Origin of the sequence: Pseudomonas sp. UBA5706, from assembly GCF_002419965.1 — a bacterium.
Taxonomy (GTDB): domain Bacteria; phylum Pseudomonadota; class Gammaproteobacteria; order Pseudomonadales; family Pseudomonadaceae; genus Aquipseudomonas.
This window is the reverse complement of record NZ_DIHC01000008.1, coordinates 1-19589: the sequence shown is the minus strand read 5'-3', so window position 1 is coordinate 19589 and position 19589 is coordinate 1. Positions and strand designations below refer to the sequence as shown.

General features: G+C 56.9%; 28 protein-coding genes and 2 pseudogenes. 17 read left to right on the top strand and 13 right to left on the bottom strand.

What is annotated here, in order from left to right:
• Nucleotides 1-92: 92 nt before the first annotated feature.
• The 6 genes from dnaB to B3I26_RS04695 form a co-directional block, all read right to left on the bottom strand.
• Nucleotides 93-1469: a replicative DNA helicase gene (gene dnaB / locus B3I26_RS04720; RefSeq protein WP_296255611.1), complete on the bottom strand. Its 1377-nt coding sequence runs from the start codon at nucleotides 1467-1469 to the stop codon at nucleotides 93-95.
• The gene (locus tag B3I26_RS04715) at nucleotides 1462-2163 is read right to left on the bottom strand and encodes a helix-turn-helix domain-containing protein (protein ID WP_296255608.1); all 702 of its coding nucleotides are present in this window, start codon (nucleotides 2161-2163) and stop codon (nucleotides 1462-1464) included. Before B3I26_RS04715 ends, dnaB begins: the two co-directional genes overlap by 8 nt.
• On the bottom strand, nucleotides 2160-2831 hold the full coding sequence (locus B3I26_RS04710; RefSeq protein WP_296255606.1) for a phage antirepressor KilAC domain-containing protein: 672 nt from the start codon (nucleotides 2829-2831) through the stop codon (nucleotides 2160-2162). The genes B3I26_RS04715 and B3I26_RS04710 overlap by 4 nt, the downstream gene beginning before the upstream one ends.
• A gap of 424 nt (nucleotides 2832-3255) precedes the next feature.
• On the bottom strand, nucleotides 3256-3693 hold the full coding sequence (locus B3I26_RS04705) for a hypothetical protein (protein WP_296255604.1): 438 nt from the start codon (nucleotides 3691-3693) through the stop codon (nucleotides 3256-3258).
• Nucleotide 3694: 1 nt separating this feature from the next.
• Nucleotides 3695-4156, bottom strand: coding sequence for a phage regulatory CII family protein (locus B3I26_RS04700; protein ID WP_296255602.1), 462 nt, complete (start codon nucleotides 4154-4156; stop codon nucleotides 3695-3697).
• Nucleotides 4157-4191: 35 nt separating this feature from the next.
• A complete protein-coding gene (locus B3I26_RS04695; RefSeq protein WP_296255599.1) occupies nucleotides 4192-4401 on the bottom strand; it encodes a transcriptional regulator in 210 nt (69 codons plus the stop codon).
• Between the two features lie 90 nt (nucleotides 4402-4491).
• Here B3I26_RS04695 and B3I26_RS04690 point away from each other — a divergent pair, with 90 nt between their 5' ends.
• The 6 genes from B3I26_RS04690 (at nucleotide 4492) to B3I26_RS04665 (ending at nucleotide 8321) form a co-directional block, all read left to right on the top strand.
• On the top strand, nucleotides 4492-5139 hold the full coding sequence (locus B3I26_RS04690) for an XRE family transcriptional regulator (RefSeq protein ID WP_296255598.1): 648 nt from the start codon (nucleotides 4492-4494) through the stop codon (nucleotides 5137-5139).
• A gap of 69 nt (nucleotides 5140-5208) precedes the next feature.
• Nucleotides 5209-6126 carry a hypothetical protein gene (locus B3I26_RS04685; protein WP_296255596.1) on the top strand — a complete coding sequence of 306 codons (918 nt, stop codon included), beginning with the start codon at nucleotides 5209-5211 and terminating at the stop codon, nucleotides 6124-6126.
• Between the two features lie 130 nt (nucleotides 6127-6256).
• A complete protein-coding gene (locus B3I26_RS04680) occupies nucleotides 6257-6508 on the top strand; it encodes a DUF1654 domain-containing protein (protein WP_296255593.1) in 252 nt (83 codons plus the stop codon).
• 637 nt (nucleotides 6509-7145) lie between these two features.
• Entirely contained in the window at nucleotides 7146-7514 is a 369-nt protein-coding gene (locus B3I26_RS04675; RefSeq protein ID WP_296255591.1) for a hypothetical protein, read from the top strand.
• Nucleotides 7515-7869: 355 nt separating this feature from the next.
• A complete protein-coding gene (locus tag B3I26_RS04670) occupies nucleotides 7870-8070 on the top strand; it encodes an Arc family DNA-binding protein (protein WP_296255588.1) in 201 nt (66 codons plus the stop codon).
• A 68-nt stretch (nucleotides 8071-8138) separates the two neighbouring features.
• Nucleotides 8139-8321, top strand: a complete 183-nt coding sequence (locus B3I26_RS04665) for a hypothetical protein (protein ID WP_296255586.1) — start codon at nucleotides 8139-8141, stop codon at nucleotides 8319-8321.
• A gap of 380 nt (nucleotides 8322-8701) precedes the next feature.
• Here B3I26_RS04665 and B3I26_RS04660 read toward each other — a convergent pair whose 3' ends face one another.
• Nucleotides 8702-9025: a hypothetical protein gene (locus B3I26_RS04660; RefSeq protein ID WP_296255584.1), complete on the bottom strand. Its 324-nt coding sequence runs from the start codon at nucleotides 9023-9025 to the stop codon at nucleotides 8702-8704.
• Between the two features lie 593 nt (nucleotides 9026-9618).
• Between B3I26_RS04660 and B3I26_RS04655 the strand changes: the two genes are divergently transcribed.
• The 4 genes and pseudogenes from B3I26_RS04655 to B3I26_RS04640 all read left to right on the top strand — a co-directional run bounded on the left by B3I26_RS04655 (nucleotide 9619) and on the right by B3I26_RS04640 (nucleotide 11505).
• The gene (locus tag B3I26_RS04655) at nucleotides 9619-9906 is read left to right on the top strand and encodes a hypothetical protein (protein WP_296255581.1); all 288 of its coding nucleotides are present in this window, start codon (nucleotides 9619-9621) and stop codon (nucleotides 9904-9906) included.
• The gene (locus B3I26_RS04650) at nucleotides 9903-10217 is read left to right on the top strand and encodes a hypothetical protein (RefSeq protein ID WP_296255579.1); all 315 of its coding nucleotides are present in this window, start codon (nucleotides 9903-9905) and stop codon (nucleotides 10215-10217) included. The genes B3I26_RS04655 and B3I26_RS04650 overlap by 4 nt, the downstream gene beginning before the upstream one ends.
• A gap of 94 nt (nucleotides 10218-10311) precedes the next feature.
• Nucleotides 10312-10659, top strand: a pseudogene (locus B3I26_RS04645) (hypothetical protein).
• Nucleotides 10660-10689: 30 nt separating this feature from the next.
• Entirely contained in the window at nucleotides 10690-11505 is an 816-nt protein-coding gene (locus B3I26_RS04640) for a DUF2303 family protein (protein WP_296255575.1), read from the top strand.
• Here the strand turns inward: B3I26_RS04640 and B3I26_RS04635 are convergent.
• A complete protein-coding gene (locus B3I26_RS04635; protein ID WP_296255572.1) occupies nucleotides 11502-11729 on the bottom strand; it encodes a hypothetical protein in 228 nt (75 codons plus the stop codon). The two genes, B3I26_RS04640 and B3I26_RS04635, sit on opposite strands and share 4 nt — an antisense overlap.
• 102 nt (nucleotides 11730-11831) lie before the next feature.
• Between B3I26_RS04635 and B3I26_RS04630 the strand changes: the two genes are divergently transcribed.
• Nucleotides 11832-12575 (top strand): methyltransferase, encoded by a 744-nt coding sequence (locus B3I26_RS04630; protein ID WP_296255568.1) that lies wholly within the window; start codon nucleotides 11832-11834, stop codon nucleotides 12573-12575.
• On the opposite strand, the gene B3I26_RS04625 is transcribed toward B3I26_RS04630, so the two are convergent.
• From B3I26_RS04625 to B3I26_RS04615, 3 genes are all read right to left on the bottom strand, one after another.
• Entirely contained in the window at nucleotides 12576-12779 is a 204-nt protein-coding gene (locus B3I26_RS04625; RefSeq protein WP_296255565.1) for a hypothetical protein, read from the bottom strand.
• A 61-nt stretch (nucleotides 12780-12840) separates the two neighbouring features.
• A complete protein-coding gene (locus B3I26_RS04620) occupies nucleotides 12841-13041 on the bottom strand; it encodes a hypothetical protein (protein ID WP_296255562.1) in 201 nt (66 codons plus the stop codon).
• A gap of 295 nt (nucleotides 13042-13336) precedes the next feature.
• The gene (locus tag B3I26_RS04615; RefSeq protein WP_296255561.1) at nucleotides 13337-13996 is read right to left on the bottom strand and encodes a hypothetical protein; all 660 of its coding nucleotides are present in this window, start codon (nucleotides 13994-13996) and stop codon (nucleotides 13337-13339) included.
• Nucleotides 13997-14126: 130 nt separating this feature from the next.
• On the opposite strand from B3I26_RS04615, the gene B3I26_RS04610 reads away from it, so the two are divergent.
• The 4 genes from B3I26_RS04610 (at nucleotide 14127) to B3I26_RS04595 (ending at nucleotide 17638) form a co-directional block, all read left to right on the top strand.
• On the top strand, nucleotides 14127-14852 hold the full coding sequence (locus B3I26_RS04610) for a hypothetical protein (RefSeq protein WP_296255559.1): 726 nt from the start codon (nucleotides 14127-14129) through the stop codon (nucleotides 14850-14852).
• A gap of 261 nt (nucleotides 14853-15113) precedes the next feature.
• On the top strand, nucleotides 15114-16856 hold the full coding sequence (locus B3I26_RS04605) for a DNA cytosine methyltransferase (protein WP_296255557.1): 1743 nt from the start codon (nucleotides 15114-15116) through the stop codon (nucleotides 16854-16856).
• 12 nt (nucleotides 16857-16868) lie between these two features.
• A complete protein-coding gene (locus tag B3I26_RS04600; protein WP_296255555.1) occupies nucleotides 16869-17186 on the top strand; it encodes a DUF4406 domain-containing protein in 318 nt (105 codons plus the stop codon).
• Nucleotides 17183-17638: a hypothetical protein gene (locus B3I26_RS04595; RefSeq protein WP_296255553.1), complete on the top strand. Its 456-nt coding sequence runs from the start codon at nucleotides 17183-17185 to the stop codon at nucleotides 17636-17638. Before B3I26_RS04600 ends, B3I26_RS04595 begins: the two co-directional genes overlap by 4 nt.
• A gap of 18 nt (nucleotides 17639-17656) precedes the next feature.
• On the opposite strand, the gene B3I26_RS04590 is transcribed toward B3I26_RS04595, so the two are convergent.
• On the bottom strand, nucleotides 17657-18013 hold the full coding sequence (locus B3I26_RS04590; RefSeq protein ID WP_296255552.1) for a hypothetical protein: 357 nt from the start codon (nucleotides 18011-18013) through the stop codon (nucleotides 17657-17659).
• A gap of 84 nt (nucleotides 18014-18097) precedes the next feature.
• Nucleotides 18098-18316: a hypothetical protein gene (locus B3I26_RS04585; RefSeq protein ID WP_296255551.1), complete on the bottom strand. Its 219-nt coding sequence runs from the start codon at nucleotides 18314-18316 to the stop codon at nucleotides 18098-18100.
• Between the two features lie 146 nt (nucleotides 18317-18462).
• Between B3I26_RS04585 and B3I26_RS04580 the strand changes: the two are divergent.
• Nucleotides 18463-18852 (top strand): annotated as a pseudogene (locus tag B3I26_RS04580) (HNH endonuclease); the annotation flags it as partial.
• Between the two features lie 4 nt (nucleotides 18853-18856).
• The coding region (locus B3I26_RS28805; RefSeq protein WP_414707591.1) for a hypothetical protein at nucleotides 18857-19589 on the top strand (733 nt) is incomplete at its 3' end.

Here is a 19589-nt window from a genome sequence, read left to right as displayed (position 1 = left end):
TGGCTCCTGAATACGTACGTGCTGATAAATCTTCTGTGCGGTTGAAGACTGCCCAGCCAGCAGCTGCTGGATGCGGAATTCAGAGAGGTGCATCAGAAGCGCTCCTTGGCGTAGCGGCCAGCCAACGACGCGACCTTGGCGGGCTTCTCGACCGCCTCTGGCTTCCAGCCAGCGGAGAGGCTTTCAAACCGGTTGTACTGCCCCAAGAAAGCGGCGCGGACGGTGCCGGTTTCAATATCTCGCCCTTTGCCCACGATGATCTCGGCTACGCCTTTGGCGTCGCTGTGCTCGCTGTAAACCTCGTCGCGATAAACGAAGAGGATTACATCGGCATCCTGCTCGATCGCGCCCGACTCACGCAGGTCCGATGGAATCGGGCGCTTGTTCGGACGCTGTTCACATTGGCGGGACAACTGGCTGAGCAGAACCACGGGAATGCCCAGCTCACGGGCCAGCAGCTTGGCGCCACGGCTGATGCTGCTGATTTGCTCCGTGCGATTGCCGCCGTCACCGTCCATCAGTTGCAGGTAGTCGATCACCAGCAAGTCCAGCCCGTAGCGCATCTTGTGGCGTCGCGCCATGGATCGGATGCGCCCGATGTTGGCCCCGGCCTTGTCGGAGAAGAACAACTTCGAAACCTGCACTGACCGGGCCGCCGCTGCCAGCTGATGCTCATGCGTCTGGCACGCAGTGCCGTTTTTGATCGCGCTTAGTGGGATGCGCCCTTCGGAAGCAATCGACCGGTCAACGAGCTGGCCCTTGCTCATTTCAAGGCTGAACACCAGGGCGGACTTTCCCTGATGAATCGCGGCATGGTTGGCAAAGCCCATTGCCAGAGTCGTTTTGCCCATCGCAGGGCGTCCCGCAACGATAATCAGCTGTTCTGGCAGAAGACCTCCCAGCTTTTCGTCCAGATCCTTCAGGCCGGTGGAAAGCCCCATAAGGGTCTGGCCGCTGACGTGACGGTCATGACGGTCTTGCCAGACTTCAAGCTGATCGACCAACACGTCACCGGCTTTCACGACATCATCACTGTCAGCACCGGTGTCGATGGACAACGCAGCTGCCTGAATGGCCGCAATCTTCGCCTGGGTGTCTTCATCCCCTTGCGCAATATCCATGGCTTGGGTGCCGAGGTCATACAGTGCCCGGTCGATTGCGCGTTCACGCACGATTCGAGCGTAGGTACCGGCGCTGGCTACGCTGGGCGTGTTGTGGACGATCTCGGCGCAGTAGGCCAAAGCACTGCTGCCGTCAGGCAGAGTGTTGATGTGATCGGCAACCGTCAGGAAATCCACTGATTTGCCTGCAGCACGCACAGCTAGGATGCCACGATAGATTTCGGAGTTTTCCGGGAAGTAGAACGACTCGGCGGACAGGTCGTCGCTAAGCGTATCGATCAGCTCCGGACGCTGGAGCATGGCGCCCAGCAGGCCGTGCTCGGCCTCGACGTTGTAGAGTTCACGCACTGTAGTTGCCCTCCACCACCTTCACGAAGTTGCTCGGGGCAATCAGCCAGTCGAAAGACGCCCGGAACGGCGTTGAGCCGTTTTTACCAGCAGATCGGCCCATGAGAAATTCCGACTGAGCGACGGTGGCGAAGTATTCCGTCCAGAAATCCAGGCTCTGGTGCACCTGGCTCTCGTTCCAGCGAGCGCGGATTCTCTTCTTGCGGTCTTCTGAGACCAGAACCACTTGCGGCAACGCTGGTGACAGGAGTTTGTTGAACAGATCAACGATGTCCTGCACCGGGCATGACGGTGATCGCGGAACGCGATTGCCATCCTGTGACGGTTCACTTGATGGTTCTATTACGGTTCTGGGTGCGGCTGCTGCGGGGGTGGGGTGCGGCTGCTGCGGAGGTGGTGGTGCGGCTGCTGCGGGGTGCACCTCCTGCGGGGGTGCGTAAGCTGCGGGGGTCAGGGTGTACATTGTCGAGCGACCCATACGCTCACGGATTGCCAGCAGACCGACTTGGGTAAGCCATTTGATTGCCGCCTGAACGGTGCGCTCGCCCAGGCACGTGCGCTGGGCAATACGAGCCACGGACGGCCAGCACACGCCCTCGTCGTTAGCGTTGTCGGCCAACGAGATCAGGACAGCCTTCTGCGGCCCGCTCATGCCTTGCAGCGGCCAGCAGGCGCTCATGATAATGGTGCTCAATTACTTTGCTCCAGCTGATACGCGGCCCAAACGCTTGCGATCCACTGCACGCCCTTGGCGGTGAACCGCGCTTGAGCGAATGCGTGGCCGTTGGTTTCACTGGTGCCGGTTTTGAGTTCGAATCGTTTGGCCGCTTGATGCTGGCTGGTAGGGGTAAGCACGCCGCCCAGGTAGTACATGACGCCCCGGTCGAGCAGCATTTGCCGGAAGTTCCGCTCCTTGGCGTTCAGCAATTTCGCCACCTGACGAAAGCTCATGGAGCCACCGGCCTCGACGTACTGGTCAACGAAAGCCACCTTGGGGGCTGCAATGCGCAGTTCCTGAGCGGCAGCCTGTTGCAGTTCAAACTGTTCAGCCCATGCGCGCGCAGCCGCTGCCGGGTTTGAGAAATTGGGCAGCGATGGCATCTGCTGGGATTCAAGCTCGGTCCAGCGGTCAACCAGCGCTGCCGTGAACTCGGGGCTGAGCTGCGCGACGATGACAAAGCTGTCGCGCTTGCAAATCTGGTATTGCGTAGCGGGGCGACCCAAACCGTCGAGGTATTCCACCGCTGGTGGAATACGTACGGTTTTGCGTTCGACAAGGCGTTCAATCGTTCGCTTCACACTGTCGTGCCGAGAGCCGACCAGGTCAGCGATCTCGCGTGACGACATAACCTGACGCGGCATATTTTTTACCCCTACCAAAACTGACGAATCAAGGGGGGTATTGCTCTGGGTGGTCGTGGTGTGCATAATCGGCCTCACAAGTGTTGTTGAAGAAGCCGGTCTAGCCACCGGCTTTTTTGTGCCTGCGATTTAGGCGTTGTAGGTGTCCGGCGCATCCGTGGTAGCTTTTGGCTTCCACACGAAAAGGCCACGGAGGCCGGACATATGAGCTATGCGAATTACGCGAAAGAATGGTCCGATAGAATCAATAAGGCCTTGAGTGCTGAGGGTCAGTCCAGAGATCGAGCGAGCCAGGAAGCTCGGGCAAAAGCCCTTCTCAAAGCTTTGCCGGGATACCTGTTGTTCTGCTTCTGCGAGGAGCAAAAGCAGGACCGCGCAACTCGATGGGAGCCGCTTGAGGGGATCAGGCCTGCGCAGCTTTACGTTATTCAGAAGCATCACTGGCTCCCTGATCAGGCTTTTTCCCTGACTCATGAGCAGCTTCAGCTGGTGCTCCATGATGAGCTTCGCGAACTTGCCTTACCGGAGCGGGCGATTGAGCCTGTTCAGGCTGATCTGGATGCTTGGGAGATGGAGGGTGTTCACTTAAACGGGCATCACGTTCCCGATTAAGATTCTCGATCCATTCATGTGTTTCCTGGCACCGCTTTGCCTGCTCGGCATGCCATTTCGCCTTGTCGAGCGAGCTGTAATCTTCGGGCCATGCCACAGCTGGCGCGCCACCGCCATCCAGCACTGCGATCCCTTGAAGAATCTGTAGCGCCACCTCAGTGGGCGTGCCTGTCGCGCGTCGTCCTATCGCCTCGATTGCGATCTCCATCTGGCGTGGAGTGAGCTTTGAATTCAGGTCGTTGAAGCTCATCTCAGGCCACCTTCACTGAAGCTTTCAGCTGCGCCAGCGCGTACTCGGCGTGGTCGATCTCACGCAGAATTCGCTGCCGCTCTACCTGGTCAACCCGGCCATCAGCCATAGCTGTGTGCGTCTCTACGGTCACCTCGGCAAACTCAAGCGCAGCCCTGCCCAGTGCCTCATGGATATCGATAGCCACGGGCTCTGCCGTCTTCACGATTGCGTAGCCGAATTCGCCGGCCAGCGCAGCCAACGGGCGCATGTCCTCGGAGTGCAGCAGCAATGCGTATAGATGCTTGACGTTGAACCAGGCGCCGTCGTAATTCGCGTTCGCGCGCTGAAGCAGGCTCACTGGAGGCATGTTCATCAGAGTCGCGAGATTCTTCGTGTTGGCCTCTTCAACAGTAGCGTCACACGCCCTCAGAAAATCCTGCATTCCTAAAACCTCGAATTTTTTTATGTGGCTGCGTGCCATCACGCATTGCAAAATGTTGCTTAGCGGGTAATGACCTACGCGGCATGCCCCGGGATTGAGGGTCGGAGGTCTCGCGCTTTGATCTCGCCCTTCGTAGCGATTTCCGCACGCATTGCCACCTCGGCCGCCATCCCGTGAACACCGCGAACCCAACCACTGACAGTCCCTTGCTTCACGCCGAGAGCGGCTGCAGTGGCGTTCTGCGAACCAAAGTGCTCAACGAGCTTTTCAAATGGATTTTTCATGACTCTCCGCCCAAATAAAGGGATGCCTGTATGCTAGGTGAAAGGAACACCTTTTTGCAAGGCGAAAGGTTGGCCTTTATTGTCACGAGCATGGAACTTAAAGATCGTTTGAAGCAGGCCCGCAAACACGGCAACTTGACCCAGTCGGAGCTTGCAGAGCGCGCGGGTATAAAGCAGGCATCAGTCTCGGAAATTGAGCGCGGGCTGACCAGAACGAGTGGATACCTTGTGAAGCTTGCGACCATCCTTCAAGTCAGCCCCGTCTGGCTGTCCGAAGGTACGGGGTCGATGCTGGCCGGTGATAAATCCAACGTCGAGCCTGGCCCGCCTATAACCACAGACGCTCGAAGGATCGACATCATGGGCACTGCGCAGATGGGGCCGGACGGGCACTGGGTAGGCTTAGAGGATGCAGGAGGTTGGGTTGAGACTTGGTCGCGCGATACCGACGCCTACGCCCTGCTGCTCCGCGGTGATTCGATGGCGCCAGCGATCCGCAGTGGCTGGGTCGCCGTGTGTGAGCCAAATCACCGGCTGGTTCCTGGCGAGTACGTGATGGTCACCACCGTTGACGATCAGAGTATGGTCAAGGAGTTGCTGTTTCAGAACGATGAGGGCGTGAGCCTGATGTCGATCAACGCAGCATACGAGCGCGTAACGATCCCTTGGACTCAGATACAGACGATTCATTACGTCGGCGCCATCCTTGGCCCCAGCAAGGTGCTAGGCCGGATTTAGGGTGTTCGCGACGTCCGGCTATCTTATTGACAGCTACGCAAATAGACAGAGTCTGGCATGGAAGCAACAATGGAAGACATGAGCAAAACCTCCTTACAAATTGTTTATGACGGACCCGCACTTCAATCTCATGAGATGGAAGTGCGCGATCTCGCCCCAGCGTTGCTCGCTCTCGGAGATTTATTCGAGGAGGCCAATGCGACCCTTAACGAGGGCAGGTCTAAGGTATCTGTCAGCGTGAAAGGGTCATTCAAGACTGGATGCTTTGCCATCGATCTTGGCGTTACCCAGAGCCTCATCCAGCAAGCACAAGACCTCTTCGCAGGTAACCCTGTTACCGCAGCGCTTAATTTAGTCACCATCCTAGGTTTGACTGGCACGACCACGAAAGGGGTGTTCCAGCTTATTAAATGGGTGCGCAACCGCAAGATCACCAACGTCGAAATAATGAGCGATGGCGTGGTACGCGTATTTTGCGATACGGACCATTTCGAAACCGAAGAGAAGGTTCTGTCTCTATTCAGGAACTGGAGATTGCGAAAAGCGTTCCAGGATGTGGTCCATAAGCCTCTTCAACGCCCAGGCGTGGATTATTTTGCAGTACGCGAGCCACAAGGCGATTTCGCTGCGGTATCTGAAACAGAGGCTGATAATTTCATCGCACCGGAACAGGAAGAGGAGCGCCTCGAAGAGAATGACCGGATCGCGAGCCTACAGCTTGTGAATGTGGCTTTTCGAGGCGATAACAAATGGCGATTTTTCGACGGGTCATCGACGTTCTACGCCACTATTTCAGACGAAAACTTTCTGCGGGAAGTTGAATTGGGCGAAACCAGATTCGGGAAAGGTGACTTGCTGAAGGTTATGCTTCGAGAAAAGAAAAGCATGGTAGGTGAGCAGCTGAAAGCCGAGCAGGAGGTTATTCAGGTGATAGAGCATCGACGAGCAGGCGTTCAGCTGACGTTGCCAATTTCTACAAGACAGTGATCGCTAGCAGCCCGCCCAGCGCGGGCTTTTTTGCGCCCGTCCGCCAAAAGAGCACATTTGTACTCCTTCCGTGTTGCGATTCTTCCTACGATAAAATAGTGTATATCCATACAGTAATCGGAGGTACACAATGGCTAAGGCAAACTCGATTCCCCCGGCAGCTCAGACCACCTATGGCATGCTCGGCATGCGCGTGCAGGCAATCATCAACTCCCCCAGGGCGCAGAAAGAAAAATCGGCGCTGCTGGAGCGATTACCTACTGACAGGCCCGAAGATTGGGACCAATTGCTGGACGAGATTGCCGAGAACGACAACGTGACTGTCGCCCACCGCGACGACGGTAACGTGCAGCTCTTCTGGACCGTTCCCAAAGAAGACTGATATCGAATTCCTATTTGCCCGCCCTGTGCGGGCTTTTTTCTGTACAGATTAAAAAATAAAGGCATACCTGTTGACTGCAAATAAAGGCTAGCCTATATTTCCTCCATCGCCAGCGGCAAAACGGCGAAGGGGCGGCGCCCCGCCGCTCTTTAAAAACCAGACGTGACCACTGCGACGTACCCACCGGGTCGGAAAAAGCTAAACCGTCGCCCACGCAGCCTCTGGATAGCTGCCGTACTCGCCACATCGCGAGTACGCCAAACCATGCAGCCACCTGGGAAGAACACCGATCACGAAATGTGTGACCTGGGCAGAGATATGAATCCGGCAAAACGCATGGAGCGGAACAAACACCATAGGAGGACCCAGCCAATGCCCCAGTAAGACCAGTCGGTAAACGGACCGGCAACCCACGACGAACTGCCCTACCCAGTAGGCCGCCGAGCTGCAGTTGGCAGTCGTGTAGCGAATACCTGACCCCATGACCACGATGCCGAAGCCGATATAGGCGCCGTGAACAGGGAAGCTCAAGGCCGAACAAGCCGCAGCGCGAAGCCATCGGCGGTGTAGCGCGACAAGGTTTCACTGGCTGGCCTTGGAGACAGGGCCAGACGGGAAATCAAACGGAGGAATAACGATGGCAGACGCGAACGAACTGTTAGGCAACTTGGCAAAAGCCTGTCGCATCAGAGAGGAGGCGCGAAAACTTGTGGACAGCCTGGAACTACAGCTAGAGAACGCGCAACGGGCTCACAACCAATCCGATTCTGCGGTCCGAAGTGCGGAGATAGACATCCTGAAAGAGGCAATTGAGCGCGGCGCCCAGAATGTGGACGCAAACGAAGGTAAGTCGACTTCGCTCATGGCAATAACTGTTGACTTGCCCCAAGCCAATGACCCGGCAATAAAAGGGCTGGCTCAAATCATAGTCGTTGACGTATGTGAGGCGATAGTAGAGCGCCTGCGGAATATTCCCGAAGGCGCCGGTCGGGAGGCTCCTATTTGATCCCTGCTTTGCTGAAGCTCTTCTTCAGGTCTGCGATCGCTTTTTCAGCCTCCTGTTTAGCCCGCTTCCTTAGGGCTTCGCTAACGGCCTTCTTGTCACCTACATCCGCATTGCAGGCGCCACAACGGATCATCTGATCCTGTTCGTCATCGCTTGGGATTAGCAGCTGTTCACTTCCACAAGCTGCGCACGTCGCTTTTATCTGCATCTCGATTCCTAGCTGAGTGGTGGAACTCTCAGCTTATACGGGAACGCGTCACCTGCGCCGTGGTGAGCTGGCCGCCGGCCGTTAATATTTCCCAATGCAGCTTGGCCACAGGCTGCATCGGGAAATCACCACACCCGAGGAACGACCATGTCGAACGCCCAAGAATCACGCCTTCCAAAATTCGTTGTTCGCCTCCCGGACGGGCTACGCGATGAAGTCGAAGCGGCTGCCGACGCGGCCGACACGTCCATGAACACGATTTTCGTTCGTGCCATTCGCCAGTATCTGGACAAGCAGAACCGTCAGGATCTGCTGCTGGAGGCGCTGGCCAAAGCGGCCGGTATCTGATCGGCGTTGTCACCGGGCTATGCCTGGGCATGGTGATGTGGTTCCGGTTTAGCCGGTAAGGCTCATCGATGGACGCAACACCCAAGCACGTCACGATCGAGGTGAAACACGCGGCCGGCGCCATGAAGTTCGATGGCGATCTCGCTGAAGGACTGTTCCTCGCCGCCCGGCACCTAAATGCTCAGGAACGGCTGGATCTGATAGCGCGGCTGCAAGCCAGGCACGCCGAGATCGAAGCCGAGTGGCGATAGAACAACCAGCGTCAGCTTGACGAAAACTGCCCGATTCCCTGGTACTCCCCGCACCAGGCCGCATCGGAGGGTGATCGAAGCGTGCCAAAGCGGGCTGCAGCGCTAGGATCGCAAAGCCCCGTAAATGTCCTGAGCCGGTACAAGCGAGACGGCCAATACCAAAAACGCGGCGGGAAATAAGCAGGCATTGCGCCCTGGTGTTTCGATCACTCTCCGATGCGGACGACACTACCGCATATAACTGCCCACCTGCATCACAACGGCCTTGGCAGAGAGTCAATCAACGCTTGCCTAGCGCATCCAGCTCTTCTACTTCCTAGATGTTTGAGCTTGGGAAAAAGCAGGCAAAAAAGGCGCCGTAGCGCCTTCTATAGGGGGAATTACTTAGTTTTAACGAATATTTCGGTCCCGTGGCGCAGATGGCTGGTGATCTTGCCGTCATCGCCCAGTTCCAAGGCTATTTTCTTCTCTTTCGTCACAAGAAGCTTGTCGGACTCAGGATACAAAAAGACTTTCACGTCCATGTAGCCATTTTCGTCTTTATCAATGTGTGCAAGAGCGCGATAGCCATCATCAGCCTTGGTAATAGTAAGTGTTTCGGACAACTCATCGGAATATTTCCAGACCCCAACAAAATCCTTTCCCTTGTCACTGCAACCCACCAAGGCGGCGCAGGTCATGAGTGCGAAAACCAGACTTCTCATTTCATTTCTCCTTTTTGCAAATCTATTGTTTCGTCCCTAGGGTTCAGCTTTTGCCACTCTTTTAGGACCCGGTCATTGCCACCACAGCTATCTACGCTTCATTAGTGCTGTGGAGTAAGCCGGGGCGAATCATACAGGAAACGATCATACGTTTGAGGAAGCGCAGTCATGTGGCGCCGAGACCCTCTATATGGTCCAGATAACCTGATGGAGTAGCGCTCAGCGCTCGCAGCACACTGCAACGGTAATAGGTGTCGTGAATCGTGCCCCAGCACATGCGAAGTCGCTTTTAAAAAGCGGGAGATCGACGCCCGCCGCCTGCACCCATTCAATAGGTGGCCACTGCCTTCCCAGTGGGCGAACAGCGGAGGATTTGCAGCCATGTAAATGACAGTCTGCCGGCCTTGCCTCATGCAACGCCTGGCGAAGTGGTTCACGTACGGAGGCGTTGTGAACCAGCAACACGAAGAGCCCTGCGTCGACAGGGCTTTTCTTTATCCGGCGTTTACCCGCCAGCACTCTCCCCTGCGCCCACCAGCAATAGGCAGGCGGTCAGAATTCTGCCGAGTACACGCAACCATCGAGGAAAGGACATGCACCCACAACTTCAACAGCGCGTGGATGGCCTGACCGCCATGCGCGCACGTACTCAGTTCGCCACTGCGGAGTTCTACGCCATGATCGGTAAAGAGCCACCAATACAGAAGATTCGCTATCAGGTGAAGAGCGTTGGCACCAGCGCTTACCACATCGTCGAGATCGCAACCGGCAAAGTGCGCGGCTTTCGCTTCACCTGGAAAGAGGCAGTCAACTTCGCCCAAATCCTTGAGGCTCGCGCCGATAGTGTGAAAGTCACGCTGTCACAGGCGGTGCTGCAATGATTGGCGAGAGCGTTCCAGATCAGCACAAGCAGGCCATCGCACAACTGGCGGCACAGATTGATCACTACCTGGCGACCGGCCACCGCATCGAATTGGTTCCCGCAGGCAAAAGCGGCGAGATTCCGCTTACCGCGGTCGGCAACCATCCGAAGAACCTCAAGACAAAGCGCGACAAGCATGTCCATCGAGTTCGCGAACTGGCAGCTAAGGGCATGACAGCATCGGCAATTGCCACCGCCATTGGCCTGGACAGCCGCACCATCCGACGCATCGCGAAAGAGAACGACATCAGCCTGACTGAACCCGCCTGATGCGGCGTCCACACCAGTGCGCCAAACAGCGGCGTCGACAAATTCAACACCACCTCCCACCCAGCGGGCTCAAAGCCCTACCGGAGAAACACGCATGTCCACACCCACCGATACCGCTGAATTCCTCGAAGAGTTGAATGGCGGCGCGTTCGCGAGCCAGATCGGCCATGCCCTTTCTTAACTCGCTGCTGGCGTTGTCGATCATGGTAAAGCAGGAAAGATCGTCATCACCCTGGACTTCAGCCAAATCGGCGAGTCGCACCAGGTAAAGATCAAACACAAGCTCGACTACAAGGTACCGACCAAGCGCGGCACCCGCAGCGAGAACACCAGCCTCGACACGCCGATGCACGTCGGTACAGGCGGCAAGGTCACTCTGTTCCAAGAGAAGCACGACCAGCTCTTCAGCCGTGACGAAGCGCCGATCAAACCCCGCACCTGATTACTCCCTTCCCCACGAGAGACCTGAAACATGTCCCTGAGTAAAGAAGCGATTCAACTCATCACCGATACCGCGCTGGAAGCCACCGGCAAGGCACTGCCGACGTTCATGCCGACTGCAGTATTGCCTGAAGGCGCAAAAGTGCTGGATCTGGAAAAATACCAGGCCCTGCGCAGCCGCTTCCGTGGCACCTTCTCCACTCACTCGCTGGCGGACTTCGGCCTGTATGTCACCGACCGTGCTGGAGATGGCGCACGCGGCTTCATCAATCAGGAGGACATGAGCTGTGTTTTGCTATTCAACCTCGGGACAACCGCGGTACCGGGCCACGCTGACGACCGCGCAGTATTGAAGCTGAAGCCAACCGCAGGCTACACGGCGGTGCAGCGGATCGCTGGTGAACGCCTTGCGCAGAAAGACCTCAGCGATTGGATCGAGGACTGGCACCAGTACCTAACGCCGGTGGACGATGAAGGCCAGCCGATCCCGGTGGCCAAGGCCATTGCCGCCGTGCGCACAATCACCGTCAAGGCCACCAGCGAATCGGAAACGACCGTTGGCGATACCAGCGCCAGCCGCAGCGCCATGGATCAGATCGAAGCACGCAGCAAAGAAACACTTCCCGCTGCGCTGCAGTTCCACACGATCCCGTTCGACGGTCTCACCGAACAGGTGATTACCCTTCGCATTTCGGTGATCACCAGCGGAGCAGTCCCAGTTCTGAAGCTACGCTGGGTAGGTGAGGAAGTGCAGCGCGAGTCAATCGCGGAAGAGTTCAAAGCGGTGCTGGAACAGAAAATCGGCACCGCAGCAAAACTATCGCTGGGCGCTTTCAACCCTAACTAAGCACTCCAATCTGACGCAGGGCGGGCAGTAGTCTTCCCTGCGGCATAGGCATGAGCGACCCTGATTTGCTTGATGATTTGAAAACCGTGCGGTTCATCGATGTTCTTTGAGATTTGCCGTTCGGTGGCTCGCACAAGCTCTGTAACATCGATGCCTTGCTCAGATGCAGTTTTCAGCAGTGAAATAAGCGCCTGCTGCCTGGTTTCTTCGATTTCCGTCGCCATACCCTCTCCCAATCCGGCCCCATGCCGGTCACTTCGTATAGCCCACCACCAATCTATTCGCCACCGAGCTTTCGGAGGCATTTTTCTGCACGGAGAAAACGCATGAAGGTCGCAACTGACGTCATGGCGCTGCTCAGCGCCTCGCGCACCGAAGGCAACAAACTGTTCATCACTGGAGGACAGCTTGAAAAGAGCCTGTATGCCCGCCTGGACAAAACACTGAAAGCTGCGGGCGGCAAATGGAACACGAAAGCCAAGGCCCATTTGTTCAATGGTGATGCGGCGGAGGCGATCGAGAACATCATCATGACGGGCGAGGTCACCGTGCCGCAGGACTTTGGCTATTTCCCGAGCCCTCCCGCAGTAGTGAAGAAGCTCCTGGACCTCGCTCAAGTCGGGGTAGGCATGTTTGCTCTTGAGCCGTCGGCCGGGCGTGGCGCTATTGCCGAGGCCTTGATACTCGAGGGCATTGACGTCGACTGCATTGAGATCCTGCCGGAGAACGCCAAGCATCTGATCGACGCGAAGGTGTACCAGTCAGTGGTCGTGGACGATTTCCTATTGGTAGAGCCTGCTCAGAAATACGACCGAGTAGTGATGAACCCGCCGTTCGACAAAAAGCGAAGCGACATCCACCACGTTTTGCACGCACTCAAGTTTCTCAAACCACGCGGCCTGCTCGTAGCAGTGATGCCGACCGGCGTCATGTTTCGTGAGGACGCTTTATCCCGTGACTTCCGAGGCCTTGTATCGGACCGAAGCGGCAACATCGTGAACCTGCCCGACGCCTCATTTAAGGCGTCGGGCAGCTTGGTCAGCACCTGCATCGCGGTCATCCCGGCCTGATCAGTGGATCACCGGCAGCGCATCAGCCGCTGCTTCGACCGCGCCAGTCGCCTCAGCCACATCCGCTGGGTTGTAGAGCTGCTCGCCGTACATCGACTGAATCGCCAACTCAGTGAGCTCGTCGATATCAACGCAGCATTCCTGCGCCGCAACCAGCACCGCCTTCAGCGCCATCCGCAAAACCCTTTCCCTGTCTTCGCTCATGACCTATCCCTCCAAGTGGAGAGATAAGCGTAGGCCATTATCGCGCTAATCAAAGCCTCGCTTACCAGAGTTGCAACGTCTCAACGGCCATCTCGATAGCAACGGCAGCTTCAGTAACGTCATTTGAGTCATACCGCTTTTCGCAGACCATGAGCCGAATAGCCGACTCGGTGAGCTCGTCTAGATCCATACGCATATCCCGAGCTGCACCTAGCACCGCTTTGAGGGCCATCCGCAAAACCTTCTCGCTGTCTTCGCTCATGGCCGCACTCCTGCTGGAGCGGTAAGCGTAGGCCATATTTCCCATCGCATGGAATCGAACCATGATCCAGCAGCACCAGATTCTGGTCGGCGACTGCATCGATATGATGCGGACGCTGCCGGATAAGCCAGCTCACCACTGTGGGAAGACCCCATTTTTCGACCTACGGGGCTATGGTGTAGAGGGACATATTGCCCCGGAGAAACCGTGCGCTCCAAGTTCATCGCCCAACGGTCTTCAGTGTTCTGAGAAATGCTTCGCGCACCCCGCTACGACTGCACGCATTGGTGAGCACTTAGCTGACGAGCATTTGTGACTTAAGGTAAAGCTCAGCCTGCTTGAAGCATTCATCGAACTCCACTGTGAAAGGATCTGAACTGTCTTTCTGAAAACTGACAAATATGGATCGAAGGCCGTCGAAATATTCCTTCGCATCTTCTAGGTCATCGCCCTCCAAATCTGGATCTTTAATAAAAATATACACACCAAGATAGTTGCATATCTCTTTAGCAAGCTGATCAATCTTCTTCAGATGGGGATATATGGCGCTCCCCCAGAGTGCTTCTGCCTCCAACGCCGACACGCTCAAACTCATAACTGCGGCGTTGATTTTTCTCGTTCTCACGCCAAATGCGTATTCACGGCTTTTGATGGCTCTAGTACGGGTATCTAAGCCGGGGGACGGCGTCGGCATTCCCTCTGTTTCGGCCATAGTATGACTTCTATTACGACCAGCTCTCATCAATTGCCGAATATTATATATTTCGAGCAAGATTCTTTTTGCTAGATCGTGACTATTAACCCCCTGTATCTGCCGACGCCATGTTGCGAGACCTTGACTCCCGATCCAGAAAGCAGCAATCACGCCACCCGCGCTGACTAGCGTACCAATAATTGAAAATACATCTTTCGTAACGGACCAATCCGGGTCCGTAAGCGCCAAACAAATACTCATAACTTTCGCTCCTTTCTCCTAACGAATACTACTCACAGGAGGCATTTATGACCACAGCAATCGATCCTTTCGGCGGTCTCGGCGAGCTCTCGGCCAGTGCCCGTAATGCGGGCGTAGGAAACACATCATCATGATTCACTATCACGGCACTCCAGTCGGCGGTAAGCGCGAGGATGCAGCTAAGTTCCTCACGGGCCGACACGCACTAGTGCCCTTCCCCCGCAAAGACGATCTCGGGATTGTGGCCGATGTGTGCAAGTCATTTGTTTTCGACAATGGAGCGTTCACCGTGTGGAAGAAAGGCGGCCAGGTAGACGTCGACGGTTACACGCGATGGGTCGAAGACTGGCATCGACACCCCGGCTTCACTTGGGCGCTCATTCCTGACGTGATCGACGGTGACGAAGACGCCAACGACAGTCTCGTTCGGCAGTGGCCGGAAGAGTTGCGGGGCGTGCCCGTATGGCACCTGCACGAATCACTTGAACGGCTGGAGGGGCTGGCGAGGTGCTGGCGGACGGTTGCCATTGGCAGTTCAGGGCAGTGGGCAACACCGGGTACCGGGCCTTGGTGGAAGCGGATGAGCGCCGCTATGGACGCCATTTGTGACGATAAGGGGCGACCATCCTGTCGGCTGCACGGGCTACGAATGCTTGACCCTGCGATCTTCCAGCGCCTGCCCTTTGCCTCGGCCGACTCGACGAATGCCGCAGTAAACGGCGGAAGCATCAGCCGCTTCGGGATGTGCGCGCCGCCCACCGCCGGCCAGCGAGCCAACGTCATCGCCGATCGGATCGAGGCTCACAACAGCGCTCCGCTCTGGCTGCGAGAAACTCAGACCGAAATAGCTCTTTAAGGAAGCACTGCGTTAGCGTCACGGATCCTCCATGTTTCGTCTGGATTGCCCTCGGCTTCAACAACCAGCGTTCGGTTAGCATCGTCTCCCTCAATGGCAACGACGATCCCAACTCGCCGCTCCGGGGCGTACTGGTCTACCACTGGATCACCCACTTCAAAGATAAACTTATCCCCAACGATCATCGCCTGCTCTCCTATCAAATTGAGCGATGACTAATAACCCACTTCCCTGAATCACGCCACTGGCGAGGATCCCGCAATGCAAATCGACTACGGCTCCGTTTGTTCGGGGATCGAGGCGGCTTCGGCTGCCTGGGAGCCTCTGGGCATGACACCAGCCTGGTTCGCCGAGATCGAGCCCTTCCCTTCAGCGGTGCTGGCGTACCACTACCCGCAAGTGCAGAACCACGGCGACATGACCAAGCTCGGGGCCCTGGTACTGGCCGGCAAGATCAAGGCGCCAGCGGTGCTCGTCGGCGGCACGCCCTGCCAAGCGTTCAGCGTGGCCGGTATGCGCCAAGGCATGCTGGATCCGCGCGGCGCCCTCACCATCAAATATGTGGAGCTCGCAGATGCAGTTGACCATGTTCGAACAGCCCGCGACGATGACGAGTGTGTCGTCGTCTGGGAAAACGTCCCCGGCGTCCTTTCCGACAAGCAAAACGCCTTCGGATGCTTTCTTGGCGCGCTTGCTGGGGAAGACTGCGAACTGCAGCCTTCAGGGAAGCGCTGGACAGACGCTGGTTGTGTGTATGGACCCAAAAGAACAGTCGCGTGGCGGATCCTGGACGCCCAATATTTCGGCTTGGCCCAACGACGGCGCCGTGTGTTCGTTGTCGCAAGTGCTCGAAGAGGGTTCGATCCCGTCGCGGTACTTTTTGAGCGCGAAGGCGTGCGCCGGGATACTGCGCCGCGCCGCGGTGAGGGGCAAGACGTTACCGGAACAGCTCCATTCGGCCCTGCGCTCCAGTGCGGATGCGGACACGTCTTCCCCGAAGAGCTTGGTCACTACGGCTGCATGAACTGCGAGGGTGACGAAGGGCCGGCGGTGACCATGTTCGGCGGCATCCCTGCATTCGGCGGGCACAGCCTGGGCGGATCGGTCGAAAGATCAGCGACGCTTACCGCAAAAGGCACCAGGATGGACACGGAGAGCGAGACGTTTTTTGTTCAGCCAGCCTTTGACCAAGTGGCCTTTGTTCAGAACAGTCGTGACGAAGTGAGGCTAATGGGTGGTGACGGAAAGATAGTCGGGGCTCTTGCGGCTGAAGCAGGGGCAAAACAGCAATGCTATGTCGCTGGCACGCTGCGCAGCACCGATGGTGGTGCCGATGTTGATCACGGGATGGCAAATCATCTCGTCGCAGGAACACTTCAGTCCAGTGGCAAGGCGGCCGGCAGTGCGACTCAACAAGACGCCGAATCTGGATTGCTAGTAGTCCACGGCACGCAAGACCCATGCGTTTCGGACAAGGCCTTTGCCCTGGGCAGGAATAGTGGACAGGAGAACGCCGTTCTCGCCTTCAGCTGCAAGGATCACGGTGCCGACGCCGGAGCGCTGTCGCCAACACTTCGCGCAATGAATCACAGTGCAAGCCATGCCCATGCCGGCGGCCAGGTCGCAGCCTGCATCACCGGTGAAATTACCCATACGCTGAAAGCCGAAGGGTTTGACGGCAGTGAAGATGGTACTGGGCGTGGACAGCCGATCGTGAATTGCCGTGAGGTGGCTCAAACGCTGACCAGCAATTACGGCAAGCAAGTCGACAACACTGATTCTGCGCTGGGGCCAAATGTAGTCGCAGCAGCGAGCTCTGTCAGACGCCTCACGCCCGTGGAGTGCGAGCGCCTCCAAGGCTTTCCCGACGGCTACACGCTCATCCCTTGGCGCGGCAAGCGTGCCGCCGACTGCCCGGATGGCCCGCGCTACAAGGCCATCGGCAATAGCAAGGCCGTCCCCGTCGTCCGCTGGCTCGGCCTGCGAATCCTCGAACAAATCTGACCGGACATCCCCATGCAACGCATCTACCTCAGCGGGCCCATGACGGGCCTGCCCGATTACAACTACCCGGCATTCAATGCAGAGGCCGCCCGCCTCCGCGCCCTCGGCTACACCGTCGAGAATCCTGCCGAGTACCCGCTACCCGCCGATGCGCCCTGGCACATGTGCATGCGTGACGCGATCCACCAGATGCTCACATGTGACACCGTGGCATACCTGCCTGGCTGGCAAATCTCGCGCGGCGCCAACGTGGAAATCGAACTGGCCGGACATCTGAAAATGGCCGTCATTCAAGCAAGCGGCATCGTTACGCCGCAGGAGGGGTTATGAACCCGACCATCAAACGATACTCGGCAGCGGACGTTCCGGAAGCGGGCCGCCCGGGATTCTGGGTGCATGCGGGGGACTTAAACCAGGCGCTGGCGCTTGCGGCCAATCGAGAGGCCGCCCTGCAACAGCGCCTGAACATCGCTGATCAGCGAGTTGATGACCTGCAAGCCCAATTGGCCAATCTAATCCCAGAAGGGTATTGCATCATGCCGCGCCGACTCACAGCAGAAAACGGTGCCAAGGCACTGCTGCTAGGAGAGTTCAAAGTAACCTTCGCACAGGAATGTCCTGAGTGTCGCGATCTGGCAGAACCGGCTGAAGGCTGCGCAGTCTGCGATGGTGAGGGGGAGTTCGCGTCCGACCAGCTGATTTCGTGGGACAAGATCAAGCACATCTATAGTCAGGCGGTAACCGGTCTGGCCACCAAGATCGTCACCGAAACCGCACCTTGAAATAGCCTTCAGAAAATCTTAACTGTTCTGAAGACGTAATTTATTGCTACCACCTGACCCCTTCCTCGGAAGTGGTTCAGGCTTTGCCGACGAGGCGCGGCTCTTGGGTTTATTTTTGTCTATGAACTTGTGAGCTTGATCGACTCCCCATTCGATAGCTTGAGTCATCGTTTCGCCGGGCGGCGAATCGTAGACCTCTTCGAACAACATGATGCCCTTCGCACCGTAAACACCAACGAAAAGCTGGACGCCCTCATTTGGAGAGTGACGCACTTGAATGTTGATGGAAGTTCCGTCGCGCAGCCTTTCGTCATAATCCCGGAAATGCAGTTCCGGTTTACTCCATTCCCAGTATTTTTGCCCGCGTACCCGCATGTCTTCTCCCCATAAAGTGCGGAGAGATTATGCATGCGTAACACGGCATAACAAAGTGAAGCGGTTTTGGCGAAGAAGCTTCTGTTACCGGCCGAATCCCTGTTGCATTAAAGCTGCGGCATTAGGGTGGGCTAAATGCATATGAAGTGCTGTAAATGACGCCTCTTGCATGGTCACCGCTTTCTTCCACGCAGCGTTGCCCATAGAGGAGGCCATGACCATCTTCATCATATTGATCGTGGATGCGTCCAGGGCAAGGAGAAGCTGGTGGGCGGTAAAACGAAAATCTTCGGCGTTCTGCATGCGGAGGAAACCTTTCTGCTGTAAGCAATCGGTTATCGATTCCATCTATCTACGAGCTATCGCTGATCAAATAATTCAACCCGATCAAATCGACGGCGAACCTAACCAACCCCTATTGCTTGCTGCGTATGCGGCGAGGAGCAACTGTGCGCCTGAAGAAACTTGAGCGCGAGCAGGTCCGCGTGAAGTATGGCGGTCGCTGCGCGTATTGCGGTATTGAACTGGGAGCGCGCTGGCATGCCGATCACCTGGAACCAGTCACGCGTGAGCTGATATCGAAACAGAACCCCAACGGCACATGGCGGCTCGATTCCGGAAAGCCGCTCAAGCCCGAAAATGACCACATCGGCAACATGATGCCCGCCTGCGTACCCTGCAACATCAGTAAGGGCGGCCAGAGCCTTGAAGGTTGGCGGTTGTGGATAGCCCGCCATGTCAACAGCTTGAACCTATACCAGCCAACTTATCGACTCGCGAAGGCTTACGGCCTGATCGTCGAGACGGCGGAGCCGGTGGTTTTCTATTTCGAGAAGGTGACCAATGATCAGCATTCAAGAACGTCCGATCCTATTCTCGGCGCCGATGGTACGCGCCATCCTGGAAGGCCGGAAGACGGTAACTCGGCGTCTGGTCAAGCCTTGGCAACAGCCCAACCTTGAAGAGGACGGCACTTGGTTTGCGATCGCTCAGCGGCACGCTCGTTGGGGTTTCGGTGTCAGCGGTGTCGATGCAGCCTCTTGCGCTGCAGAGCTTGCCAGGTCCGGATGCTGCCCATATGGCAGACCCGGCGAGCGGCTTTGGATGCGCGAGACATGGGGCGTCATCAGTCACGACTTCGATGAGCAGGGCAACATGGTCGATTGGACGCCTGATCGTCAAGCCACCCCAATCCGGGAAATGCCTTTTGGCCGCGGCTATTACTCCGGTCACGTCATCTACCGCGCCGATGGCGAAGCAGCATGGGCCGGTGACGATGACGGCGGCGGTGACGATCGCTCCGCTTGGAGGCCGAGCATTCACATGCCTCGTGTCGCAAGCCGCATTCTGTTGGAGATCACTGACGTACGCGTCGAGCGACTGCAGGACATCTCGCCAGCACAATGCCTATCGGAAGGCGTTCAGGCATTTGGCGGTGACGGTTACCACATCGAGGACGGAAGGTTCTTCACAGACCATCCATACGAGACATTCGCCGGACTTTGGCAGTCCATCAACGGGGAAGAATCTTGGCACTCAAACCCGTGGGTATGGGTCGTCGAGTTCAAGCGGGTGA